At 57.2% G+C, this 20,005-nt stretch carries 19 protein-coding genes and 4 tRNA genes; 17 read left to right on the top strand and 6 right to left on the bottom strand.

What is annotated here, in order from left to right; genetic code table 11:
- Positions 1–82 precede the first annotated feature (82 nt).
- From QZV76_RS04120 to QZV76_RS04080, 9 genes are all read left to right on the top strand, one after another.
- A complete protein-coding gene (locus tag QZV76_RS04120; protein WP_290598529.1) occupies positions 83–1,165 on the top strand; it encodes a metal ABC transporter substrate-binding protein in 1,083 nt (360 codons plus the stop codon).
- A gap of 171 nt (positions 1,166–1,336) precedes the next feature.
- Entirely contained in the window at positions 1,337–2,140 is an 804-nt protein-coding gene (locus QZV76_RS04115) for a metal ABC transporter ATP-binding protein (RefSeq protein WP_290598528.1), read from the top strand.
- A 91-nt stretch (positions 2,141–2,231) separates the two neighbouring features.
- Entirely contained in the window at positions 2,232–3,059 is an 828-nt protein-coding gene (locus QZV76_RS04110) for a metal ABC transporter permease (protein ID WP_290598551.1), read from the top strand.
- Positions 3,056–3,955, top strand: coding sequence for a metal ABC transporter permease (locus QZV76_RS04105; RefSeq protein ID WP_290598527.1), 900 nt, complete (start codon positions 3,056–3,058; stop codon positions 3,953–3,955). The genes QZV76_RS04110 and QZV76_RS04105 overlap by 4 nt, the downstream gene beginning before the upstream one ends.
- A gap of 104 nt (positions 3,956–4,059) precedes the next feature.
- A tRNA-Ser gene (locus QZV76_RS04100) sits at positions 4,060–4,146 on the top strand.
- A 250-nt stretch (positions 4,147–4,396) separates the two neighbouring features.
- Positions 4,397–4,469 (top strand) — tRNA-Arg (locus tag QZV76_RS04095).
- A 288-nt stretch (positions 4,470–4,757) separates the two neighbouring features.
- Positions 4,758–5,597 carry a DUF732 domain-containing protein gene (locus tag QZV76_RS04090; protein ID WP_290598526.1) on the top strand — a complete coding sequence of 280 codons (840 nt, stop codon included), beginning with the start codon at positions 4,758–4,760 and terminating at the stop codon, positions 5,595–5,597.
- Between the two features lie 385 nt (positions 5,598–5,982).
- Positions 5,983–6,633 carry a MarR family transcriptional regulator gene (locus tag QZV76_RS04085; protein WP_290598525.1) on the top strand — a complete coding sequence of 217 codons (651 nt, stop codon included), beginning with the start codon at positions 5,983–5,985 and terminating at the stop codon, positions 6,631–6,633.
- On the top strand, positions 6,633–8,549 hold the full coding sequence (locus QZV76_RS04080) for an MDR family MFS transporter (protein WP_290598524.1): 1,917 nt from the start codon (positions 6,633–6,635) through the stop codon (positions 8,547–8,549). Before QZV76_RS04085 ends, QZV76_RS04080 begins: the two co-directional genes overlap by 1 nt.
- 48 nt (positions 8,550–8,597) lie before the next feature.
- Here QZV76_RS04080 and QZV76_RS04075 read toward each other — a convergent pair whose 3' ends face one another.
- Positions 8,598–9,497: a prephenate dehydrogenase gene (locus QZV76_RS04075; RefSeq protein WP_290598523.1), complete on the bottom strand. Its 900-nt coding sequence runs from the start codon at positions 9,495–9,497 to the stop codon at positions 8,598–8,600.
- An 18-nt stretch (positions 9,498–9,515) separates the two neighbouring features.
- Here QZV76_RS04075 and QZV76_RS04070 point away from each other — a divergent pair, with 18 nt between their 5' ends.
- The 3 genes from QZV76_RS04070 to QZV76_RS04060 all read left to right on the top strand — a co-directional run bounded on the left by QZV76_RS04070 (position 9,516) and on the right by QZV76_RS04060 (position 10,744).
- On the top strand, positions 9,516–10,082 hold the full coding sequence (locus QZV76_RS04070) for a tRNA adenosine deaminase-associated protein (RefSeq protein ID WP_290598522.1): 567 nt from the start codon (positions 9,516–9,518) through the stop codon (positions 10,080–10,082).
- On the top strand, positions 10,082–10,600 hold the full coding sequence (locus QZV76_RS04065) for a nucleoside deaminase (protein ID WP_290598521.1): 519 nt from the start codon (positions 10,082–10,084) through the stop codon (positions 10,598–10,600). Before QZV76_RS04070 ends, QZV76_RS04065 begins: the two co-directional genes overlap by 1 nt.
- 54 nt (positions 10,601–10,654) lie before the next feature.
- A tRNA-Ser gene (locus QZV76_RS04060) sits at positions 10,655–10,744 on the top strand.
- Between the two features lie 72 nt (positions 10,745–10,816).
- On the opposite strand, the gene QZV76_RS04055 is transcribed toward QZV76_RS04060, so the two are convergent.
- On the bottom strand, positions 10,817–11,380 hold the full coding sequence (locus QZV76_RS04055; RefSeq protein WP_290598520.1) for an META domain-containing protein: 564 nt from the start codon (positions 11,378–11,380) through the stop codon (positions 10,817–10,819).
- 110 nt (positions 11,381–11,490) lie between these two features.
- On the opposite strand from QZV76_RS04055, the gene QZV76_RS04050 reads away from it, so the two are divergent.
- Positions 11,491–12,486, top strand: coding sequence for an alpha/beta hydrolase family protein (locus QZV76_RS04050; protein ID WP_290598519.1), 996 nt, complete (start codon positions 11,491–11,493; stop codon positions 12,484–12,486).
- Between the two features lie 44 nt (positions 12,487–12,530).
- Positions 12,531–13,862, top strand: coding sequence for a tRNA guanosine(34) transglycosylase Tgt (tgt, locus tag QZV76_RS04045; protein ID WP_290598518.1), 1,332 nt, complete (start codon positions 12,531–12,533; stop codon positions 13,860–13,862).
- Here tgt and QZV76_RS04040 read toward each other — a convergent pair.
- On the bottom strand, positions 13,859–14,554 hold the full coding sequence (locus QZV76_RS04040) for a queuosine precursor transporter (RefSeq protein ID WP_290598549.1): 696 nt from the start codon (positions 14,552–14,554) through the stop codon (positions 13,859–13,861). The genes tgt and QZV76_RS04040 overlap by 4 nt on opposite strands.
- Before the next feature lie 269 nt (positions 14,555–14,823).
- Here QZV76_RS04040 and QZV76_RS04035 point away from each other — a divergent pair.
- A tRNA-Ser gene (locus QZV76_RS04035) sits at positions 14,824–14,914 on the top strand.
- A 92-nt stretch (positions 14,915–15,006) separates the two neighbouring features.
- Here QZV76_RS04035 and QZV76_RS04030 read toward each other — a convergent pair.
- From QZV76_RS04030 to QZV76_RS04020, 3 genes are read right to left on the bottom strand one after another with little or no spacing between them, the layout of a single operon-like run.
- Entirely contained in the window at positions 15,007–15,705 is a 699-nt protein-coding gene (locus tag QZV76_RS04030; protein WP_290598517.1) for a NifU family protein, read from the bottom strand.
- Between the two features lie 23 nt (positions 15,706–15,728).
- The gene (locus QZV76_RS04025; protein ID WP_290598516.1) at positions 15,729–17,717 is read right to left on the bottom strand and encodes a FeoB small GTPase domain-containing protein; all 1,989 of its coding nucleotides are present in this window, start codon (positions 17,715–17,717) and stop codon (positions 15,729–15,731) included.
- A gap of 54 nt (positions 17,718–17,771) precedes the next feature.
- Positions 17,772–18,026 carry a FeoA family protein gene (locus QZV76_RS04020; RefSeq protein WP_290598514.1) on the bottom strand — a complete coding sequence of 85 codons (255 nt, stop codon included), beginning with the start codon at positions 18,024–18,026 and terminating at the stop codon, positions 17,772–17,774.
- A gap of 294 nt (positions 18,027–18,320) precedes the next feature.
- Between QZV76_RS04020 and QZV76_RS04015 the strand changes: the two genes are divergently transcribed.
- The gene (locus QZV76_RS04015; RefSeq protein WP_290598513.1) at positions 18,321–18,875 is read left to right on the top strand and encodes a hypothetical protein; all 555 of its coding nucleotides are present in this window, start codon (positions 18,321–18,323) and stop codon (positions 18,873–18,875) included.
- Between the two features lie 14 nt (positions 18,876–18,889).
- Positions 18,890–20,002, top strand: coding sequence for a helix-turn-helix transcriptional regulator (locus QZV76_RS04010; RefSeq protein WP_290598512.1), 1,113 nt, complete (start codon positions 18,890–18,892; stop codon positions 20,000–20,002).
- The last annotated feature ends 3 nt before the right edge of the window (positions 20,003–20,005 follow it).

Here is a 20,005-nt window from a genome sequence, read left to right as displayed (position 1 = left end):
CGCATCTTGAGACGATAACACCATATTCTGCCTTCACTACATGCTGGTTCGATACCGCGAACTATAGATGAAAGAGGCCTATATGAAGAACTCATCTCGCCGCTCGAAGCGTATTATCGCCGCCGCGGCAGCGTCCGCTGTTGTTGCCGTCCCCTTCTTGTCTGGCTGCAACTCAGATGCAGACAACTCCAACAACGAAAGTATGGATGTTGTTGCTACCACTACACAGATTTGTGACTACGCGAAAGAAATAGCGAAAGATAACGTCAAACTGACCTGCTTGCTGGCTCCTAACGCTTCCGCCCACGACCACGAGATGACTCCCAAGCAGATGAACGCGCTCTCCAAGGCCAAACTTTTCATGGTGAACGGTGTGGACCTGGAACACTTCCTGGATTCTGCCGTGGACGCTTCCGGTTTTAAAGGCACCATGGTGGTGACCTCCGGCATTCTTACCGCCAACGAGGTGAAGGACTCGTCTGCTGCCGCCAAGAATGATAAGGACAAGCCTTACACGGTGGACCGTGGCGACCAGAAAGTTAACGTTGCCCCCTGGCCGTTCGCGCCGGAGCCGGGTGAACAGCCCGAGTTCGAGTACGATCCGCACGTATGGACCTCCCCCAAGAATGCCAAAGTGCAGGTTCATAACATTGGTAAGGCATTGGAGAAGGCCGACCCGGATCATAAGGATGCGTACATTCAGAACACGAAGGATTACGAGAAGAAACTGGATGAGCTGGATAAGTGGGTCAACGACTCTATCGTGTCCGTGCCCGAGTCCCAGCGTGTCCTCTTTACTTCCCATGACGCTTTCGGCTACTTCTCCCGCGACTACGGTGTGAAGTTCATTGGCGCTGCCCTCTCGGACTTCAACGCCCAGTCCGATGCCACCGCCGCCCACATTAAGGAATCGGCGGAGGAAGTGAAGAAGTCTGGCGCCGTTGCCCTCTTCGCGGAGAATTCCAATAACTCCAAGTCCGTTGAGGCTATTGCCCACGCCGCTGGTGTGAAGGCCATTATTGGTGACGATGCCCTCTATGGAGATTCCCTGGGGCCCAAGGGTTCCAACGGGGAAACCTACATTAAATCCATTGAGCACAACGTCAGTACCCTTACTGACGCCTGGGGTGGTAAGTCCCCCGAGCTTCCTAGCGACCTGAAGTAGGAAGTGTGTGAAGGCTGGCGTCCCAGCCCTATCGGGGTTGGGGCGCCACTTTTCTAGGCAGTCTAGCCTTTTATCCCTTTCATGTCGGAGCCTTATCGAGGTGCTGCACCGATTTAACTATTGTATTAACCTATAAATATAGAACTAATACCACAGAAAGAACTATTAATTATGACGTTTGCAGACACCCGCACCCCCGCCCTCGAATTCAATAACGCCTCCTTCACCTACGGCGGACCACCCGTCCTCACCGGCGTTACCGGCACACTCTACCCCGGCGAAGCCCTCGCCCTCATCGGCCCCAACGGCTCCGGAAAAACCACCCTCCTCTGCGGAATCCTCCGCACCGTCACCGTCACCGGCACCATGAAAATCCTCGGCGGACGCGTCACCAAAGTCCGCAAAGGCGCCATCGGCTACGTCCCCCAAGTAGCAGACCTCGACCCCACCTTCCCCGTCACCGTCCGCCAAGTAGTAGAAATGGGACTCTACGGCGAAGTAGGGTGGCTGGGGCGCATCACCGGCGAACGCCGCAAACGCGTGGACCAAGCATTAGACCGCGTTGACATGCTGGGACGCGCCGGGCGCCGCTTCGGCGATCTCTCCGGCGGACAGAAACAGCGCGTTCTGCTTGCCCGCTCCATCGTTGCCCGGCCAAAACTTATCCTCCTCGACGAGCCCTTCAACGGCCTCGACGAACCCAACCGCCTGAAACTCCTCGACCTCATTCACTCCGTGAAAGCAGAAGGGGTAGCCGTCGTCGTCTCCACCCACGACATTGTGCTGGCTCAAGAAACGTGCGAGAAAGTTCTCCTGCTGGCCAACCGACAAATCGGCTTCGGGCCAAAAGAGGAGATTCTGGTGCCCGAGCTCATCGCCGAAGCCTACGGTGGGCACGTACCCGAGGAATACCACGCCTTCGCCGACAGCGCTAAGCCAAAAAAGACCAGTGCAGAGGCGGTTAGCAATGGATAGTGCCGTCTCCACCATCATGACGGGCGTGGAAAACTTGCGGATCGCCCTCCAAGACGTGCCCGGGTTCCGGACTGTCGCCTCCGCACCCTACATGTTCCGGCCCTTCATCATGCTTGTTTTCCTCGGTATTGCCGCCGGTCTTGTGGGGGTCATCGTGAACCTGCGCTGCATGGAATTCAACGCAGAAGCCATGGTGCACTCCGTTTTTCCTGGTATTGTGGCCGGTGCTCTCTACTGGGGAATAGACAACATTGTGCCGGGTGCCGCTATTGTGGCCGTGATCGTCGCCATCGCCCTCACCTGGCTGGGACGATCCCGACGCATTAACGAAGCCGGCACCGCCATTGTCCTCACCAGTTTCTTCGGCTTCGGTATTGTCCTCTCCCTCTACAAAGGGGACATGTCCGGGCAGTTGGAGGCCCTCATGTTCGGACGCCTCCTGGAAGTCTCCGACACGCGCCTCGTGCAGTCCATTCTGGTGTGCCTCATTGCCCTTATTGCCATTGGGGTGTCGTGGCGGGCGCAAATATTCCGCGCCTTCGACCGTGACGGCGCCATGGCTGCCGGCATGAATGCCACCGCCGTGGACTTCCTGGCCAACGCCGCCATTGCCGCCGTCGTGGTGGCCTCCAGCTCCGCGGTGGGTATTCTGCTGGTCGTCGGCTACCTGGTGGTGCCGGGTGCGGCAGCCCGCCTAGTGACGCGTCGTATCTCCACCATGGTGCCAGTCGCTATTCTGGTGGGCGTCGCTGGCGGCTGGTTCGGCATGTGGCTTATGACGGTGGATTCACCCCACCCCATCTCCCCGCAGGCCGCCGTCGCCCTCTCCGTGCTAGCCATCTACGTGCTACTCCTACCCGTGGGGTATGTGATGCGGAAGTGTGGCTACTCCGTGCGGAAACGAGGTGCGAAAGCATGAACGCCCTCACTACGCTAGCGGCGGCAGACCTCACCAGTGTTTCCGGCTGGGATATTCTCCGCCTTCCTCTCCTCGAAGCCATTCTGGTCGGTGCACTAGGTGGATTGGTGGGATGCCTAGCCGTCCTCCACCAGCGCATTTTCTTCACCGAATCCGTCACCCACGCCACCTTCCCCGGCGCAGTCCTAGGGGTTGTGTGTGCGGTACCACTGGTGACCGGCCTGGGCACAGTGGAACGCCACACGGTTCTTTCCCTGTGTCTTTTCGCGGGCGCCGCCATTATGTGTATCCCCATGGCGTGGCTCATGCATCAGCTGGCCCGCATTCCCGGCCAGTCCTCGCAGGCAGCCGCCGGTATTGTGCTTACGCTGGGGTTCGCCCTGGGGTATTTCCTGGTGAAATGGTTCCAGCCGCTACCCCTGCGCATTGAGAGTTTCCTTACCGGCTCCGTCCTCAACGTGCAGGCGGCGGATGTGATAGCTGCGGCAGTTATCCTTCTTATCGCCATTGCTATTACCGCCGCGGAGGGGCGAAAACTCGTCTTTTACGCTTTTGACCAGTCTGGTTTTCAGGCGGTTGGTCTTTCCGGAGCGCGTGCGGAGGGCGTCATTCTTATGCTGATTGTGGCCACCATTGTGGTGCTCATTCCCGCCGTCGGCACTATTCTCCCCGTGGCACTTGTGGCCGCCCCCGCGGCCGGGTTGGCCCCCCTTATGAAATCCTGGCGGAGTCTCTTCGTCGCGGCGCCACTCACCGGCGCCGCCATCGCACTGCTGGGTGTGGTGGTGAGCGTGTGGTGCGAATTGTCCCCCGGAGGCATGATCGCCGTCATGGCCGGCATTTTCTACCTCATCATGATGGTGGTGAAACATAGTATGCGCCGTGTGCGTCGCTAACTGTGTGCACGAAGATGCTTAGGCTATGTTGCTTTTTTCACCGTGCGCCTAATAAACTTGCACCCAGTGTTCATGTGTTTTTCACAGTTCACACAATTTAACTTGGAGGCGTGCCAGAGCGGCCGAATGGGGCTCCCTGCTAAGGAGTTGACCCCCTGCGGGGTCCGGAGGTTCAAATCCTCTCGCCTCCGCGGTTACCACACCCCCGACTGTTTACCGCAGTCGGGGGTGTTCGTCTATATCGGTATGGTCAGCCGTGCCGTTATCCCACGCGTTCTTGTTGGCACCCCATGCGCTGTCTTATATGTCACCCAAACAGTTATCACCAGGCAAATCCCAGTTTACGGGCCTGTTCACAGCAGCTAACGGTTAAGCAATTTTGCATCAGCACAAAATACGCATATACTTTTTCTTGCTGCACATGCTGCTGCATCGCAGTGGGCGCCCGTAGCTCAACGGATAGAGCATCTGACTACGGATCAGAAGGTTGGGGGTTCGAATCCCTTCGGGCGCACAAACGAAAACCCTGGTACTAAAGCGAAACGCTAAGTACCAGGGTTTTCTTTATATATAAAACTTTTTACCAATTGGTACACTGTGAGTGAGGACGGTAGAAGCCCCTGGCTCACAGCTCTCCTCCGTGGTAGAAGCCTCTGGCTCACAGCTACGTGAATTTTATAAGGCTTAGGCGACGCGTCGTAAAAGGCGCGTCGCCTCTTATATGTCTTTACAGTCGCATATCGTTTGCCTTTTTCAGAACTGTTCTCAAGTACAGTCGACATTCTGCGGTAGGTTTACCTCTATGAGTATCTTCAACCTGGATGCGAAGCAGGCCAGTGCGACGTTTGATAGCCGTAGGAATACGGTCACTATTACGCATGAGGATTCTCTGAAGAATGGGGGGAAGCCGTTAGAGATTCCGGTGGGGGCGTTGCGGAGTGTGACGTGGGGGAGAACTCCGCGGCAGGGGAGGGAGCGGCTCACGTCGCTAACGTTTGTTTTTCGCCGGCCGCGGCGTGGAATACCAAGAAGAATGCAGGTGGGGCGTATGCGGGCCGTCACCACCCGCACCAATATGGAGTTTGTGGAGAAACTGCAGGACGCTATCGCCCATACGCAGCCTAATGAGGATTGGCAGCCGGAGGTGGATTACGCCACGCTGGCGCGGGTGAAGCAGCGCACAGTGTGGGCGAATACTCTTGTGTCGGTGCTGGTGGTGGCGGTAGTGACGGCGGGTATTGTGCTGGGGGTGCAGGCCGGGCATCGTGGCGACCATAGCGACACTGGCTCAGGGCATGGCGCGGATAGTAGCGCCGCGGGGAACGGCAGTACAAGCAGCAGTAACGGGGGAGACGCGGGGAGTATTGTGGGGGATCTTTCGCCCGATGCTATTGCAAAGCTACCCGAGGCGAAGCGGGTGGAGCTTTTCCATGAGTATTTGTTGACGTTAGGGATTGATGGATCCCAGCAGGATGAGGTAAGTACTGCGCGGGCAGTGTGTCAACAGTTCGATAGCGGGTACACGTTCGACCATATTGCTGTCGCATTATTGAATGTTGATAATGGCATGACGGCGCAGCAGAAGGGTCAGTTTATTAGCGCGTCGGTAACGTGGTGGTGCCCACAGTATGCGGATTTTTAGGCCCCTGTCATTACTTTTTGGTGTGTGACCATCGCTTTTTAGTGGTTGGCGTCACTAATGCAGCGTGTGTGTAAACCACAACCTGGTCGTTTGAATAGGAAGATACGGGGGCGGTATGTACACTCATACGTGGGTAGAGAATATAGCTTCTCACTACCCACACAGGCTACCGCCTTTTGAGTGTTTCGGGCGGTGAAGTGACTGTGACGTTGCGTGGCGGATGGGAGATCGCCACGGTATAAGAGAACGTCAATTGTGTACAGTCGCTTACGTGAAGAGGCCGGGAACGATACATGCAGAAGCGAGTAGGTATCGTCTCCGGCCTCTTTTATTAACTTCCCCTTAACTTGTATTCATTCTGAATACAAGTATAAAGTGGGGGCGTATGAGTGAGACACCTGAGATACCCGAGAAGACTGACATACCTACGACATCTGACATTCCTACGAGATCTGACACAGTTGAGACCTCTGACGCAGTCGAGATAACCGATACCCTCGAAAATCGAGAATCAATTACGACACTCGTCGCAGAGATCGCTCGACTCACTCGCACTTACCGGCGTATCGCCATCGCCATCAGCACCTCATCTGGCTTGGGCTGCACCGAATTCGGTATCCTCTGGCACCTCAAACAACAAGAGGACAGCGCCGCTTCAACAGCTGTTTCAACAGCCGCGGAACCCCACACCAGTACGGGCGGTATTCGCATTAACGACATCGCCACTATCCTGCACCTCAGCCAGTCTGTTATTTCCCGGCAGGTCGCAGGCCTTGAAGAACGTGGACTCACCTCCCGCACTCCCGACCCCCAGGACGCCCGCGCCACCCTCATTACCCTCAGTGACAAAGGCCGGAATACTCTCGCTGACGTCATGAAACAACACTCCATCTTCACTAAAGAAGCCCTTAAAGAATGGAGCGACAACGATATTGAGCACGCCGCGCACCTACTAGAACGCCTCAGTATAGATATGCGTGACAAGCTCCTCCACCAACCCACCCTACGAGCCGACGAAGGAGGAAAAGAACAGTAGTGAACACCACCACTAAAGAAGATAAAAAAGCACGCCGCCGCGAAGTGCTCCAAGCACTCATCGGTGTGATGGTCGGCGTTTTCGTCGCCATGACATCCCTCACCATTGTGGGAACATCACTCCCCACCATGATTAAGGAACTACACGGTTCCCAAACCATGTACACGTGGGTCATTACCGCCAGCATGCTCTCCTCCACCATCGCCACCATCATCGCCGGCAAACTCGCTGACCAATTCCACAAAAAACACCTCCTGATGGCTGGCTTCGCCCTCTTCGCCTTCGGCTCCCTCCTCTCCGGATTCGCCTGGAACACGGGCGCCCTCATCGGCTTCCGCATCGTGCAGGGCCTCGGACTGGGCCTCCAAATGTCCCTCTCCCAGGTTGTTATCGCCACCGTCACCAGCCCCCGCGAACGCGGCCAATACAACGGCTACCTGGGTGCTGTCATCGCCTTCGCCACTGTCGCAGGACCAGTTTTCGGAGGTTTCATTGTGGACCTCATGGGCTGGCGCTGGTGCTTCTGGATTGGCGTCCCCTTCACCGTCATCGCCATGATCGTCGTCCAGCTAAAACTGAAAGTTCCACCCGCCCCCAAGCGCACACCCAAAGTGGACTATCTGGGCGCCGCCCTCATCACCATCAGCGTTATCCTCTTCATGCTGTGGATGTCCGAAGCCTCCAAGAAAGCCTCCCCTGCCACCTGGCAATTCTGGGTACCCCTCGTCCTCGCCATCGTTATTGGGGTAGGGTTCGCCTTCTGGGAACGGAAGGCCGCCGAACCGATCATCCCCTATAAAGTCCTCAATAACCGCATTACCAAACTGGCTATCGCCGTCTCCATCGTTCTCGGTATCTCGCAGAACTCCGTCAGTATCTTCATGGGCCAGTACTTCCAGATGGGCCGCGGCTACACCCCCACCCACTCCGGACTAGCCCTGCTCCCCATCGCTTTTGGCTCCCTCATCGCCTCCACCGTATCCGGACTTATCGTCTCCTCCCACGGCAAATGGAAACCCTCCGTCACCATCGGCATTGGCACCATGATGGTGGGAACCATCATCATGATGTTCTGCGACGCCACCACCCCCTACTGGTACATTTGCCTCGGCCTGGCCCTCATCGGCATTGGCCAAGGCGCCTCCATGCAGAACCTTGTTCTGGCCGTCCAAAACACCGTCGCCTACAAGGACATTGGCGCCTCCACCGCTGTTGTCACCTTCTCCCGCTCCATGGGCGGTACCATCGGCCTGCAGATCCTAGGCGCATTCTTCAACCGCAGCCTCACCCGCCATGTCACCGCCGGCGCTCACGACCTTATTCGGCACGGAATTGACGCGAAGCAACTCACCGAACTCTCTCACATTGGGGACCTCTCCATCCTCTCCTCCGGAGACGAAGTAGCCCACATGGTGATGAACTCCTACGGGAACTCCATCAAAGTCATCTTCATCTGCATTGGCATTGTTTCTATCCTTGCTTTCGTGGGTGTCCTCTGCATGCACTCCACCGTGCTACGCGACTCCATTGACCTCGACACGTCCGAGGGCAACGCTGGCACAGCTGCTAATGCCCCTAGTGCTGGGACTGGCAGTGTTCGATCTGGTAGTGCTGAGCCCGACCGTGCCGCTTCTGCCGGTGCTGTTCCTGGCAGTGCTGGGTCTGACAATGCTGTGTCTGACAGCGCTGGGTCTAGCGGTGCTAGCGTGCCGCTTCTCCGCACGGCTGACCGCGACGACCTTCACCCCATGGATCTGGGAGAAATCTGGGATCTGGGGGACAATGTTCGCCTGCAACGCGTCTACAGCCCCGGCACAGCGCCAGCCAGTGTCGCCCCGAACGACACAACCCCGGACAATGCAACCTCGAACAGTGCAGCTGCGACTGACACAGCTGGGGAAGATACAACAGACTAGCGCCAGCTCAGCCTAGCGGGCTAGCTCAGCTTAGTGGGCTAGCCCAGACTAGCGGCCCAGCTCGTTCATAACCGTGCGATAACGCTGGTGCGCGGCATACCCTGCCTCCACCAGCGTTTCGCATGTCCCCTCCGTGGACAGCTCCCGGTAACTCTGCTGCAAAAGGCCAATAGTTTCCGCCAGCACGGGCAGAACCGCGTCCCGATTCCCCTCACACATAGCACGCACCAGGGCCGGCGCGGAGCCCGCCACCCGCGTCCCATCTCGGAACGACCCCGCCGATAGCCGCAACGCCGTATCCCCGCCCCCCACGGACTCCGTCACCGCCGCCACAGACAATGCCTCCGCCACCAAATGCGGCACATGAGAAATACAGGCCACCGCCCCATCGTGGGACACCGGATCCGTCTCCACCACCACACTGCCGGCAGCCACCGCAATATCACGAACCCGCGCGGTAACATCATCCGCCCCACCTGTCATAACCACCCAGGTGGCGTTTTCAAACAAGGCCGGATCGGTTGCCCCCCAACCAGAATTCTCCGTTCCCGCCATCGGATGCGACCCCACATAGGTGGCGGCCAACCCCGCCTCCTGCACTATCCGCAGCACCTCCACTTTCACCGACACCACATCGGTGAGGGGGCACTGCGGCGCATGCGCGGCAATCTGGGACACAATATCGCGCAGAGCGAACAAGGGCACCGCCATCACAATAAGCGCATTCTCCCGCGCCGCCCGCTGCAAAGTAGCGGATAGATCACCGGACACATCCATGCCGTCAGCCGCCGCTTGCTGCACAGTAGAGGCACTCCGGTTCCACCCAAAAGCGGGGTAGCCGGCTGCCGTCAATCTCCGTAACAGAGACCCGCCGATAAGGCCTAAACCCACAATGCACACGGGCTGTGATACAGACTTCTCTGCAAGGGACTGACAATTTGAATTCATGTAGCTACCGTATGTCATATGGATACGAAATACCCGCAGAAGAACCGTCTCCAGAACAATTATGAGGATTTGCGGAACTTGAAGCCTACCGGGGCGAACCCCCCAGATGACTCCACCTCCGCACCCACATACGCCCTGGCCGTGGCGCGCCCAGACAACATTTGGCGCGTTACCCGCCTATCTGCTGACGCATGGGAAAATTTCGCCTGCTTTGACAAGGATATTCGCAGTATCCGTACAGAAGGCGTCAATTTCGGTATCCTCAACCGGGCCTGCGAGTACTTCATTATCGTGCGGCCCGGACCAAAGGGAACAAAACTTTTCGTCAGCGACCTCGATGCCGCCCTCGACGACAATTTCGTCATAGACGCCTTGGAGGAACGCGGTTACGACACGGAAATGGGAGAGGACTGGGAAGGTTCCTGGGGTATAGGCGACTTCAGCATTCTGGAAGACATAGGCCTGCCGGAGTCAGTATTAAGCGTCATTGTGGACGATGACGAAAGCTGGGCCGACGACCAGATCATGGAAATCGCGGAAACACTCGGGTTCGATGAAGAACTGGAGCAGGCGGTCGAATACTAGTGCCCATTATTGGTGCTGGCCTGCCACAACCCACCCACGTCGCCACAAATGAAGCCCTCATGCGCCGGGCCCTGGCCCTCCTCGTGGACAGTGACGGCCACGACGTACGCCCTGCCGACTGCCAAGCTGACGTTCCCGTAGCCGCTCTCATCGTCGACCCACAGGGGCGGATCGTGGCGGAGGCCGTCAACCGGAGGGAAGCCGACGGGGACCCCACCGCCCACGCGGAAGTACTGGCCTTGCGTGCCGCCGCGAAGATTGTAGGGGACGGCTGGCGGCTGGAGGGCTGCACCCTGGTCGTCACACTAGAACCTTGCACGATGTGTGCCGGGGCCGCGGTAGGGGCCCGCATCAAACGCATCGTCTTCGGTGCCTGGGAGCCGAAAACGGGAGGGTGTGGATCCCTCGTCGATATTCCGCGCGCGCCGGGCGCCACCTACACACCGGAGGTTGTGGGAGGAGTACTAGAGGAGCAGTGTGCCGCCGTCCTGGAGACGTTTTTCCAGGAGAAACGTTAGCCGGTGGCCGCGCTGGCTTTCCTCTTTGCCCATAATTCACGTATAGTTTTCCCCGGTGGCGTGTCTGAGCGGCCGAAGGTGCTCGCCTCGAAAGCGAGTGTTGGTTAACCCCAACCGCGGGTTCAAATCCCGCCGCCACCGCCAAATGTAGTAGCACACTGTAGTAGCGCTACGAGAAAACGTTATATACCCTGCGCGGGTAGCCTTTTGCGCTAGTTAGCTGCGCTTTGTAAAAACCATTGTTCCGTGTGGCAGAATCCCTGTGCTACCAGCGGGGGAAAGTGTGAGATACGTGCCACCCACGGAATGTTTCACAATGGTGTACGTGTTAGGGCGGGCTAGCATAGCGCTAAATGCTCGCTGGGTAGCGTGCCCATACTGGCAGTAACGGCGCGTAATGCCGACACTGCTAAAAGACAGGATATTTCCGGTAGATGTGTGGGTGATGGTGTATTTACCCACAATTCTGTTGCAGGAATCGTCCCCCGTCACCGTGCCATGACTAAACTCCAGGCTGCCGCCGGAGAAGCTACCGCCGGCGGGGCCAAGGTAACGCCATTCCACGTGTTCAAGTGCGGGATCCGTAACTCTTGTGTGGTGGAAATCCGTGGCGGAGGCTGCAGGAACCCCGAGAGGCAGAGCTCCGGGAGACAGAGCTCCGAGGGGCAGGGCGGCGCCCAGTGCGGTACCTAGGATAATGCCCAGTGCAGCACCTGCAGAGCCTATGCGGCGCAATGGTCTTGTTAGCGTGGAACTCGCGGTTGTTTCTTTGTGCAGCATGTGTGGGACCTCGTCCTTTCGTTAAAAATTACTGTTACCAGGTAAAAGAGTTAGCTGTGTACACTAAGTGAGGTATTTGTCTGCTAGTTTTTGTTGAGAAAGAGAAGTGTATGCGTCGGCCTTTCGCACGAGCTCTTATGGCTGTGATTACTGCTTTCTCGGTTGGTTGTGGACTCCACGCCGCCCCGGCTGGAGCTGCCCCCGCTGAAGAAGCCTCCCCTGTAGCTCATCTTGTTGGTAAGCGTTGGATCGGGAAGCAACTCCTGGAAGTTAAGGTGTATAGCCCCTCCATGAAGCGAGTTATCACCAACCAGGTGATGACTCCCCGGGGAATGAAGCGAGCCCCCGTATTCTATCTTCTTTCCGGCATGTACGGTGGCGACGGCGACCAGTGGGCCCACCCCGCCTCCGGCGCCCGCGGATTCTTCAAAGACAAAGATGTTTATGTTGTTAATCCCATGGGGGCAGCGTCTACCTATTACACGGACTGGTATCGGAAAGATCGTGTTTTAGGTTATAAGCCCATGTGGGAAACCTACCTGTCGAAGGAACTACCGCCGGTTATCAATCACACACTCAACACCACTGGGCGTAATGCTATCGGCGGGTATTCCATGTCCGCCGGGACCGCTTTAGCGTTGCTTGCTAACCATGGTGATGTTTTTAAGGCGGGGGCGTCGTATTCCGGGTGCCCAGTATCGTCAAATCTTCCCATGAAGATGGTGACGATGAACTCGATGATCCTCAACACGCCAGGTGTGAACCCGCTGAACGCCTATGCGGGATTGATCTCCCCAGCGTGGATACATAACGATCCAGCGCTGCACATGAGCCAACTGCGTGGAAAGCCCATCTTTATTTCCGCTTCCACGGGTAAGCCGAAGATGCCGCCAGACGACCACGATATGCGCAAGCAGCCCGACTATTCGCTGTTGGAGCAGAATATTTATCTCTGCACTGCTCTTTTCCGCGGTATGGCTGACGCCGCCGGCGTAAAGTACGAGTTTTTCAACCAGCCTTACGGTGCGCATAGTTTTGGGCAGTTCGGCCAGGCCATGCGGAAGAGCTGGCCAATGATCGCGCGTGCTCTACACACCGCTATCTAACATCTCCGCGCCCTATACCTGCTTTTAGCTCTCTAGAAGATTCCATGGCAGTACACCAGCAGCCCGCCACCCCCTTCACCCTGGGTACGCACCTTAGTGAACCCACCGGCGCGCACGCTAGCGCATATGGCACTATCACTCGCCGTACTACCGGGGAGCCACTGGGCCGCACTGGTACTATCCACACTCCCCACGGGGATATTCACACACCCGCTTTTATCCCCGTGGGTACGCGCGCTACTGTGAAAACCCTGACACCGGAACAGATTCGCTCTACCGGTGCGCAGGCCGTCCTCGGTAACGCCTACCACCTGTATCTGCAGCCCGGCGCCGATATTGTGGATGAGGCCGGCGGCATTGCCGAGTTCATGAATTGGCATGGTCCCACCTACACGGATTCGGGTGGTTTTCAGGTGCTTTCTCTTGGCTCGGGCTTTAAGAAAGTGTTGGCGGCTGAGTTTGCTGGGACGGATCGTGATGGGGAGGTTCGCCGGGGTAAAGAGCGCATGGCGAATGTGGATGATGAGGGGGTGACGTTTCGCTCTCACTTAGATGGGTCGCGTCACCGCTTCACGCCGGAAGTCTCTATGCAGATTCAGCACCAGTTGGGTGCGGATATTATTTTCGCCTTCGATGAGCTCACCACGCTTCTTAATTCGCGCGGCTACCAGGAGGAGGCGTTGGAGCGAACCCGGCTGTGGGCGGAGCGGTGTTTAGTGGAGCATAGCCGTCTTACTGTTGAGCGCGCGCATCGCCCCCCGCAGGCATTGTGGGGTGTTATTCAGGGTGCCCAGTATGAGGATCTGCGCCGTAAAGCCTGCCGCGATCTGCAGCAACTTTCCTTGGAGTCGGAGGAGCGGGGCGGTGTTGGCTTCGGTGGCTTCGGCATTGGGGGCGCCCTGCAGAAGGAAAACCTGGGTACGATCGTGGGCTGGTGTAACCAGGAACTACCCGAGGATAAGCCACGTCACCTGCTGGGAATTTCGGAGCCGGACGATATTTTCACTGCGGTGGAAAATGGTGCGGACACGTTCGACTGTGTGGCCCCGAGCCGTCTGGGCCGCCACGGCGGTGTTTACACCAAGGATGGCCGTATGAATCTGGCGGCCGCCAAGTATAAGCGGGACTTCCGCCCTATTGACCCGGAGTTGGCGTCGTACACGTCCCAGAATTATAGCCGCGCCTATATTCGCCACCTGTTGAAGGCAGGGGAGAAGTTGGGGCAGACCTTGTGCACTATCCACAATCTGTTCTTTATTGTGCAGTTGGTGGATGGTATTCGGGCCTCTATGGAGGACGGCACCTACTGGGACTACAAGGCGGAGGTTATGGGCCGTTACTATGCGAACGGCGGCAGAAACATGATAGATCGCTAACTATTGCTGGCGGTACTGCTGCTGGCGGGGGTGTTAGCGGCGCTGGAGGTCTCAGGGCTGTCGAGATTATCCAATGACTGTTGGTAGGTGGGCTCGTGGTGTTTCATCCACTTCACCGCCTGGTAGGTGAGGGGGAGGACGATAATCTCCGCACATGTTTTCCACACGTATCCCACGGCCGCATAGTTCAGGAAGTCTTTACCGGTGGAAATACCGATAGCGGGTGCGGCTATGCTGCAGAAAATAAGGGTATCGGCTAGTTCGCCCACCAGGGTGGAGCCAATGAGGCGGGCCCAGAGACTTTTCTCACCCGTGTGTTCTTTAATCTTGACCAGTACCCAGGAGTTGAGGATTTCCCCCACCAGGTAGCCGGCCAGGCTGGCGATGAGAATGCGGGGGACAACGCCGGCCACGGCCACGAAGGCGTCTTGGTTGGTGTAGAAGTCGGCGGCGGGTAATTCGGTGGTAATCCACATGCATAGGCTCATCAGGACGAGGGCACTGAATCCCACCCACACAACGCGGCGCATGGTGCGGAAACCGTACACTTCGCTGATAACGTCACCCAGAATGTATGCCAGGGGGAAGAGGTAGAACGCCCCATCAGTGTCCAGGGGGCCTAGTTGGACGCCTTTTGTGCCGGTGATGGTGGAGATCATCATGACGGCTACGAAGAAGACTGCCAGCGGCATGACGTGGCTACTGGTGGAGTGTGCGAAGGCCGCGCGCGATGCGGCATGGGTGCCGTCTGCGGTAGCGGTGGTGTCCTGCGTGGGGTGTTTGGAGTCTGTCACGTGTTCCATTATGGCTAGTGGGGAGGCCGTTGGGCTAGTCCGCTCAGGAGGTTCGGTGTTCAGGAATACTTATGGGAATGTCCACAAGGGTGTGTAAGGGAAAGAATGGGAGACGCTGCTGGGACACTATTTTGGCGTAAAGACAACCTTTAGGTAAACTTCTACCCGGAGGATTCGCCTAGTGGCCTATGGCGCTCGCCTGGAACGCGGGTTGGGGTTTATAGCTCCTCGCGGGTTCAAATCCCGCATCCTCCGCCACTAGAAAGGCCCCGTCATTGCGACTTAGCATGACGGGGCCTTTCGTATGTTTTATGTATCTCCATGAGGTGTCAGTCTGGGCGACGCATGCGCTATTTTGCTTCTTCCACGCGCACGAGGTTGGGGAAGAAGGGGCGTAGTTGCCGGTCTACATGGAAAAGTAGGGTGCGGCCAATCGCTGGACAGTTTCGGCAGGCGCCACCCATGGAAATTTTTACAACACCGTCTTGTACGCTCACCAGCCGCATTGTGCCACCGTGGGAGGCGGCGAAGCGTCCAGCTGCGCCGCCGAGGAGTTCCTCCACTGCTGCCCGTAGTTCCGCATCGGTACTGCCGCCTATGCTGGGGACGTCAAGGGAGCCGGTGGGCCACCCGCATTTACCTGTACTAGTACCTGCACTAGCCTCACTCGCACCAGCATTGTCTGCGGTGATGGGGGTGGAGATGGCGGCGAAAAGGTCATGGCGGAGCCGCGTCGCCAACGGTGCACTTTTCTCTGCGCCGTTTACCTCGGCTGCCGCGTTGCTGTCTGTCACCGGGCTGCGGCTTTGCCAGGAACCGCCTTCCGGTAGCACAGTGGTGATGAGTCCGGGGGCGAGGGAGATATGGGCGAGTTCGCCGCGTTCTAGGTAGCCCAGAATGGACTGCGGCATGGCGTCTTGGGCTGCCAGTTGGCGGGCTTCCTGCAGTCCACCAGACCAGGTGAAGCGAATGAGTCCAGGCCCCACCACCCACTCGAGTTCCAGTGGGTTCGGGGTGGTTTGGGGGTAGAAGAGAAGTGGTGTAGCCATGCTATAGCTATGCTACAGCCGTGTTATATGGCCATGATGCCAATTGTTATCCACCTGGCCGCATAGGCCAGTACCCAGGCCAGGACCAGCGAGTATGTCAGCGCAATAAGAGGCCACTTCCACGAGTTTGTTTCGGATCTGATAGCGCCCACTGTGGACATGCACTGTAGGGCGTAGGCGAAGAAGATAAGGAGCGCCACAATTGTGGGTGTGGTGAACACTTTTTCACCCTTGTGGGGGCCTTCTGTGAAGGTCATTTTTTGTAGCGCGTCCGTGGAGTTGTCGGGGTCTTGTGCGGCGGCTGTTTGCCCCATGGTGGCTACGAATACTTCACGGGCCGCCAAGGAGCCAATGAGGCCGATGGTGATGCGCCAGTCGAATCCGAGGGGGCTAAAGATGGGTTCTACAGCCTTGCCGATGCTGGCGGCAACGGAGTGGTCGGTGGTGTATTCGACGGCCTGTACGTCATCTAGGTGTTGTTCGTCGATAACTTTTTGCTGGGAGGGGAAGTTCATTAGTCCCCAGACAATAATGGTGGAGACGAGGATAATGCGGCCGACTTTGCTGAGGAATATCTTGGTGGATTTCCACATGTCGGAGAGAACAGTTTTGCCGGTGGGGAGGCGGTAGGGTGGCATCTCCATGTAGAAGGGGACGTGTTCGCTTTTCAGGTTGGTGTGTTTGAAAACCCAGGCGGCTAGCATGGCGCTGGCGCCACCAAGAACATAGAGACCGAAGAGGACGATGCCCTGGATGGAGAAGGGGCCCGCGTGTTTATTGGGGTCTACCAGCATTCCTACTAGGAGGAGGTAGACGGGGAGGCGGGCGGAGCATGTCATGAGGGGGGCAGCCATGATGGTGGCTATGCGGTCTTTGGAGGAGGGCATGGTGCGGGTGGCCATAATGCCAGGTACGGCGCAGGCAACACTGGAGAGGAGGGCGACGAAGGCGCGTCCTTCCAGGCCGGCGCTGGCCATGACACGGTCCATGAGGTAGGCGGCGCGGGACATGTAGCCGATGTTGTCCATCAGGCTGATAAGGAGGAAGAGGAGCAGGATTTGGGGGACGAACACGAGGACGCCGCCAACACCGCCGATGAGGGCATTGTTAACGAAGCTGGCCAACAGTGGGTTGGTGATGTGGTCGGCACTGAGGTCACCGAGCCAGGCGAAGAAGTCCTCTATCCAGCCCTGGAAGGGGGCTGCCACGGTGAAGATCACCTGGAAGAAGAGGAACATGATGAGGAAGAAGAACAAGGTACCGAAGACGGGGTGCAGAAGTACCTTATCTACTTTGCTGGTAGTGGTGTTTTCCTGGGGTGCCTCATAGTGCGAGAGGGCGAGCATGGAGTGTGTCCAGGATTCACGCTCGGGTCCGGGTTCGGCGGGTGGGGCAACAATGGGGGTGGGCCAGGAAGTGGGGTCTTCTACGAGTTTCCGCAGTTCTGTGAAGCCTTTTTTGCGGTTGCCAATAACGCCCACAACGGGTATTCCGAGCCCGGCGGAGAGGGCGTCAATGTCGATACTGCCGCCGAGCTTGTCCAGTTCGTCCGTCATGGTGAGGACGAGGGCGGCAGGTAGTCCTAGGGAGAGTGCCTGGGCGACGAGGTTGAGGGAGCGGTGCAGGGTGGTGGAGTCGACGACTATGAGGATCGCCTGGGGGGAGGGAACCCCTGCGAGGTTGCCGGCGAGGAGGTCGGTGACGACTTTTTCATCGGGGCTGATGGGGTCCAGGGAGTAGGTGCCGGGGAGGTCTTCCAGAATAACGTTGGGGCTAACGTGTCCCTCTGTGTGGGTGACGGTGATTCCGGGGTAGTTACCGGTTTTGGCGTTGAGGCCAGTGAGTTTGTTGAAGACGGAGGTTTTGCCGGCGTTAGGGGAGCCAATGAGGGCGATACGGGTGGTGGGGGTGGCGGTAGCGTCGTTATCCCGTTCGGTGAGGGCTACACTACCCCCTTTTTTCCCGTGGAGTTTTGTATGTGCGCAGGCATCAGGATTGTGGCAGCTGGCCATGATTCCTCATTCTTCATTCTTTGTGGAGTTGTACCGTCAACAGGATGTTAGTGATTAGGGGCTGGTTGGGGTGGTGACGTGGAGTTGTTGGGCTTCGCTTTTTCGCAGGCAGATGTTGTAGTCGCGGAGGCGGAACATGCTGGGGTCGCCCATGGGGGCGCGGCGCGTCATGGTAATGGGAGTGCCGGGGGCGAAGCCGAGATCGTTGAGGCGTCTGCGGACGGCATCGGGGGCTTCTTCAGAGATAGAAGTGATGATGGCACTGTCTCCGGGTGTGAGGTCGGAGAGTAGGCAGACGTTATTGGGCATAAGCAGTTCTTTCAGCGAGGTTGGCAGTAGTGCCGGGCGTAATAGTACGGCAAAACCTATACTGACGATTGCATGAACAGTATAGCCTACCCTTAGTTAAAGACACTATTGAGAAGGCCCTTTACAGGTGTCTAATAAATCACAGTAAAACTGAGGAGCCTTCCTACACTTTTGTCGCAACCTCTCTCCCCATTGTTCTGACGTTAAGGAAGAGGACAGGTAGCATGGGGCATACATATCAACGCGGTCTGTCGTTACCTACGCGTGCACCATAGACCTAGGGAAGGCCCCATAATGGACGAGAATCTTACCCCCGATCCTGCCGATGAAGAAGACACTTCTCAAGCTCCCATAGCTCCTTCAACCCCCGAGTTTGAGGCCGCTCAAGAAGCTGATGAGATAGCTGACGAGACGCCCACTCACCTGCACGTCCACGACAGAAAACATGGTCACGCACACGACAAATCACACGACAAAGCACATGATAAAGTGCATGACCACGATAAAACACATAGCCACGGTAAAACGCATAATAATGATGACGTGAGTGACCAGACTAAAGAACGCAGTGAAAAAGTGCATAGCCACGAAGAGTTGCACAGCGAAGAGGTACACGACCAAGACACGCCACAATCTCCCGAAGAAATTGCTTCTATTGAGGAAGAAAATAAGCAGCGCGCTCGGAATATCAACAAGATTTTTGCGGCCATGATGACAACGCTCATCGTTATTGCCGTTATTTTCCTTGCCATCTATATTCCCTGGCGGAAGAACCAAAATAATCTTCCGGACCCCACAACTCCCTCCGTGGAGAAGGTTCTTCCCACCTCCTCCGCTCCCGTGAAGTAGCGGAGGTAGTTGACATGATTTTGGCTGACAAGATTATCCAACTGCGTAAGCAACGCGACTGGTCCCAGGAAGAATTAGCACAAAAGATTGGTGTCAGTCGCCAAACTGTCTCCGCATGGGAAACCTCCCAAAGTTCCCCCGAAATTAGCCATATTATTGCCCTCAGTAATCTTCTGGGGGTCAGTACTGACTATCTCCTTCGCGACGACATGGAGGAACTTCCCCCCACCGACGCGGGGGATTCCTTCCCCAGCCTTACCCACAGTACCCACCGGCAACTCTCACTCGAGGGCGCAAACGCATTCCTCGCTGCGAAAGAAAACTCCGCCCTCCCCATGGCCATCGGCTGCATGCTATGCTCCCTGGCCATTGTCGTCCTCATCTTCTTCTGCACATGGAGTGGCCTCTCGGAAAGCACCCGTGGCCCCCTGGGGTTCGCCCTCGCCGCCGTCCTGGTAGCAATTGGTGTTTCTCTTTTCATCATCAACCACAACCGCACGAAAAAGTGGGAGTGGATAGAAAAGGAGCCCTTCGACACCGCCTACGGGGTGGGTGGTATGGCGAAACAGCGTCGCGACGCCTTCCAAACCTCCTACACCACTAACCTTGTGACGTCGGCGGTACTCCTTATTGCCGCCATCGTCCTTTTCGCCCTTACGGACCTACTGGCTAACAGCACCAAGATTGATGCTGGAAGTTTCGTGGCCTTGGGCTTCGCCGTGGCGAGTATTTCCGTTTTTCTCCTGACCCGCAACAGTATTATTAACGATTCTTTCCACTCGGTTCTCCAAGATGGTAAGCGCAGCCCGGAGGACAAGATGGTGACAACCCGGCTGGAACCCATCATGAGTATTTACTGGATGCTCATGGTGTTCCTGTATCTCCTCATCAGTTTCACAACTGACGACTGGAACACAACATGGGTTATCTGGCCGGTAGCCGGTGTGGGGTCTGTTCTGCTTTCCTCTATAGTTGCCCACGTTATGCGACGGAAAATGGTGAATACGGACCAGCCTGCTGACACTGCAGACTCTGCTGACGCTGTAGATGCTGCTGACACTGCGGACTCTGCTGACGCTGTAGATGCTGCTGACACTGCGGACTCTGCTTCTGCGTCCTCGCGCTAAACT

Origin of the sequence: Lawsonella sp. (assembly GCF_011525565.1) — a bacterium.
Taxonomy (GTDB): Bacteria; Actinomycetota; Actinomycetes; order Mycobacteriales; family Mycobacteriaceae; genus Lawsonella; species Lawsonella clevelandensis_A.
This window is presented reverse-complemented; position numbering and strand designations above follow the sequence as displayed.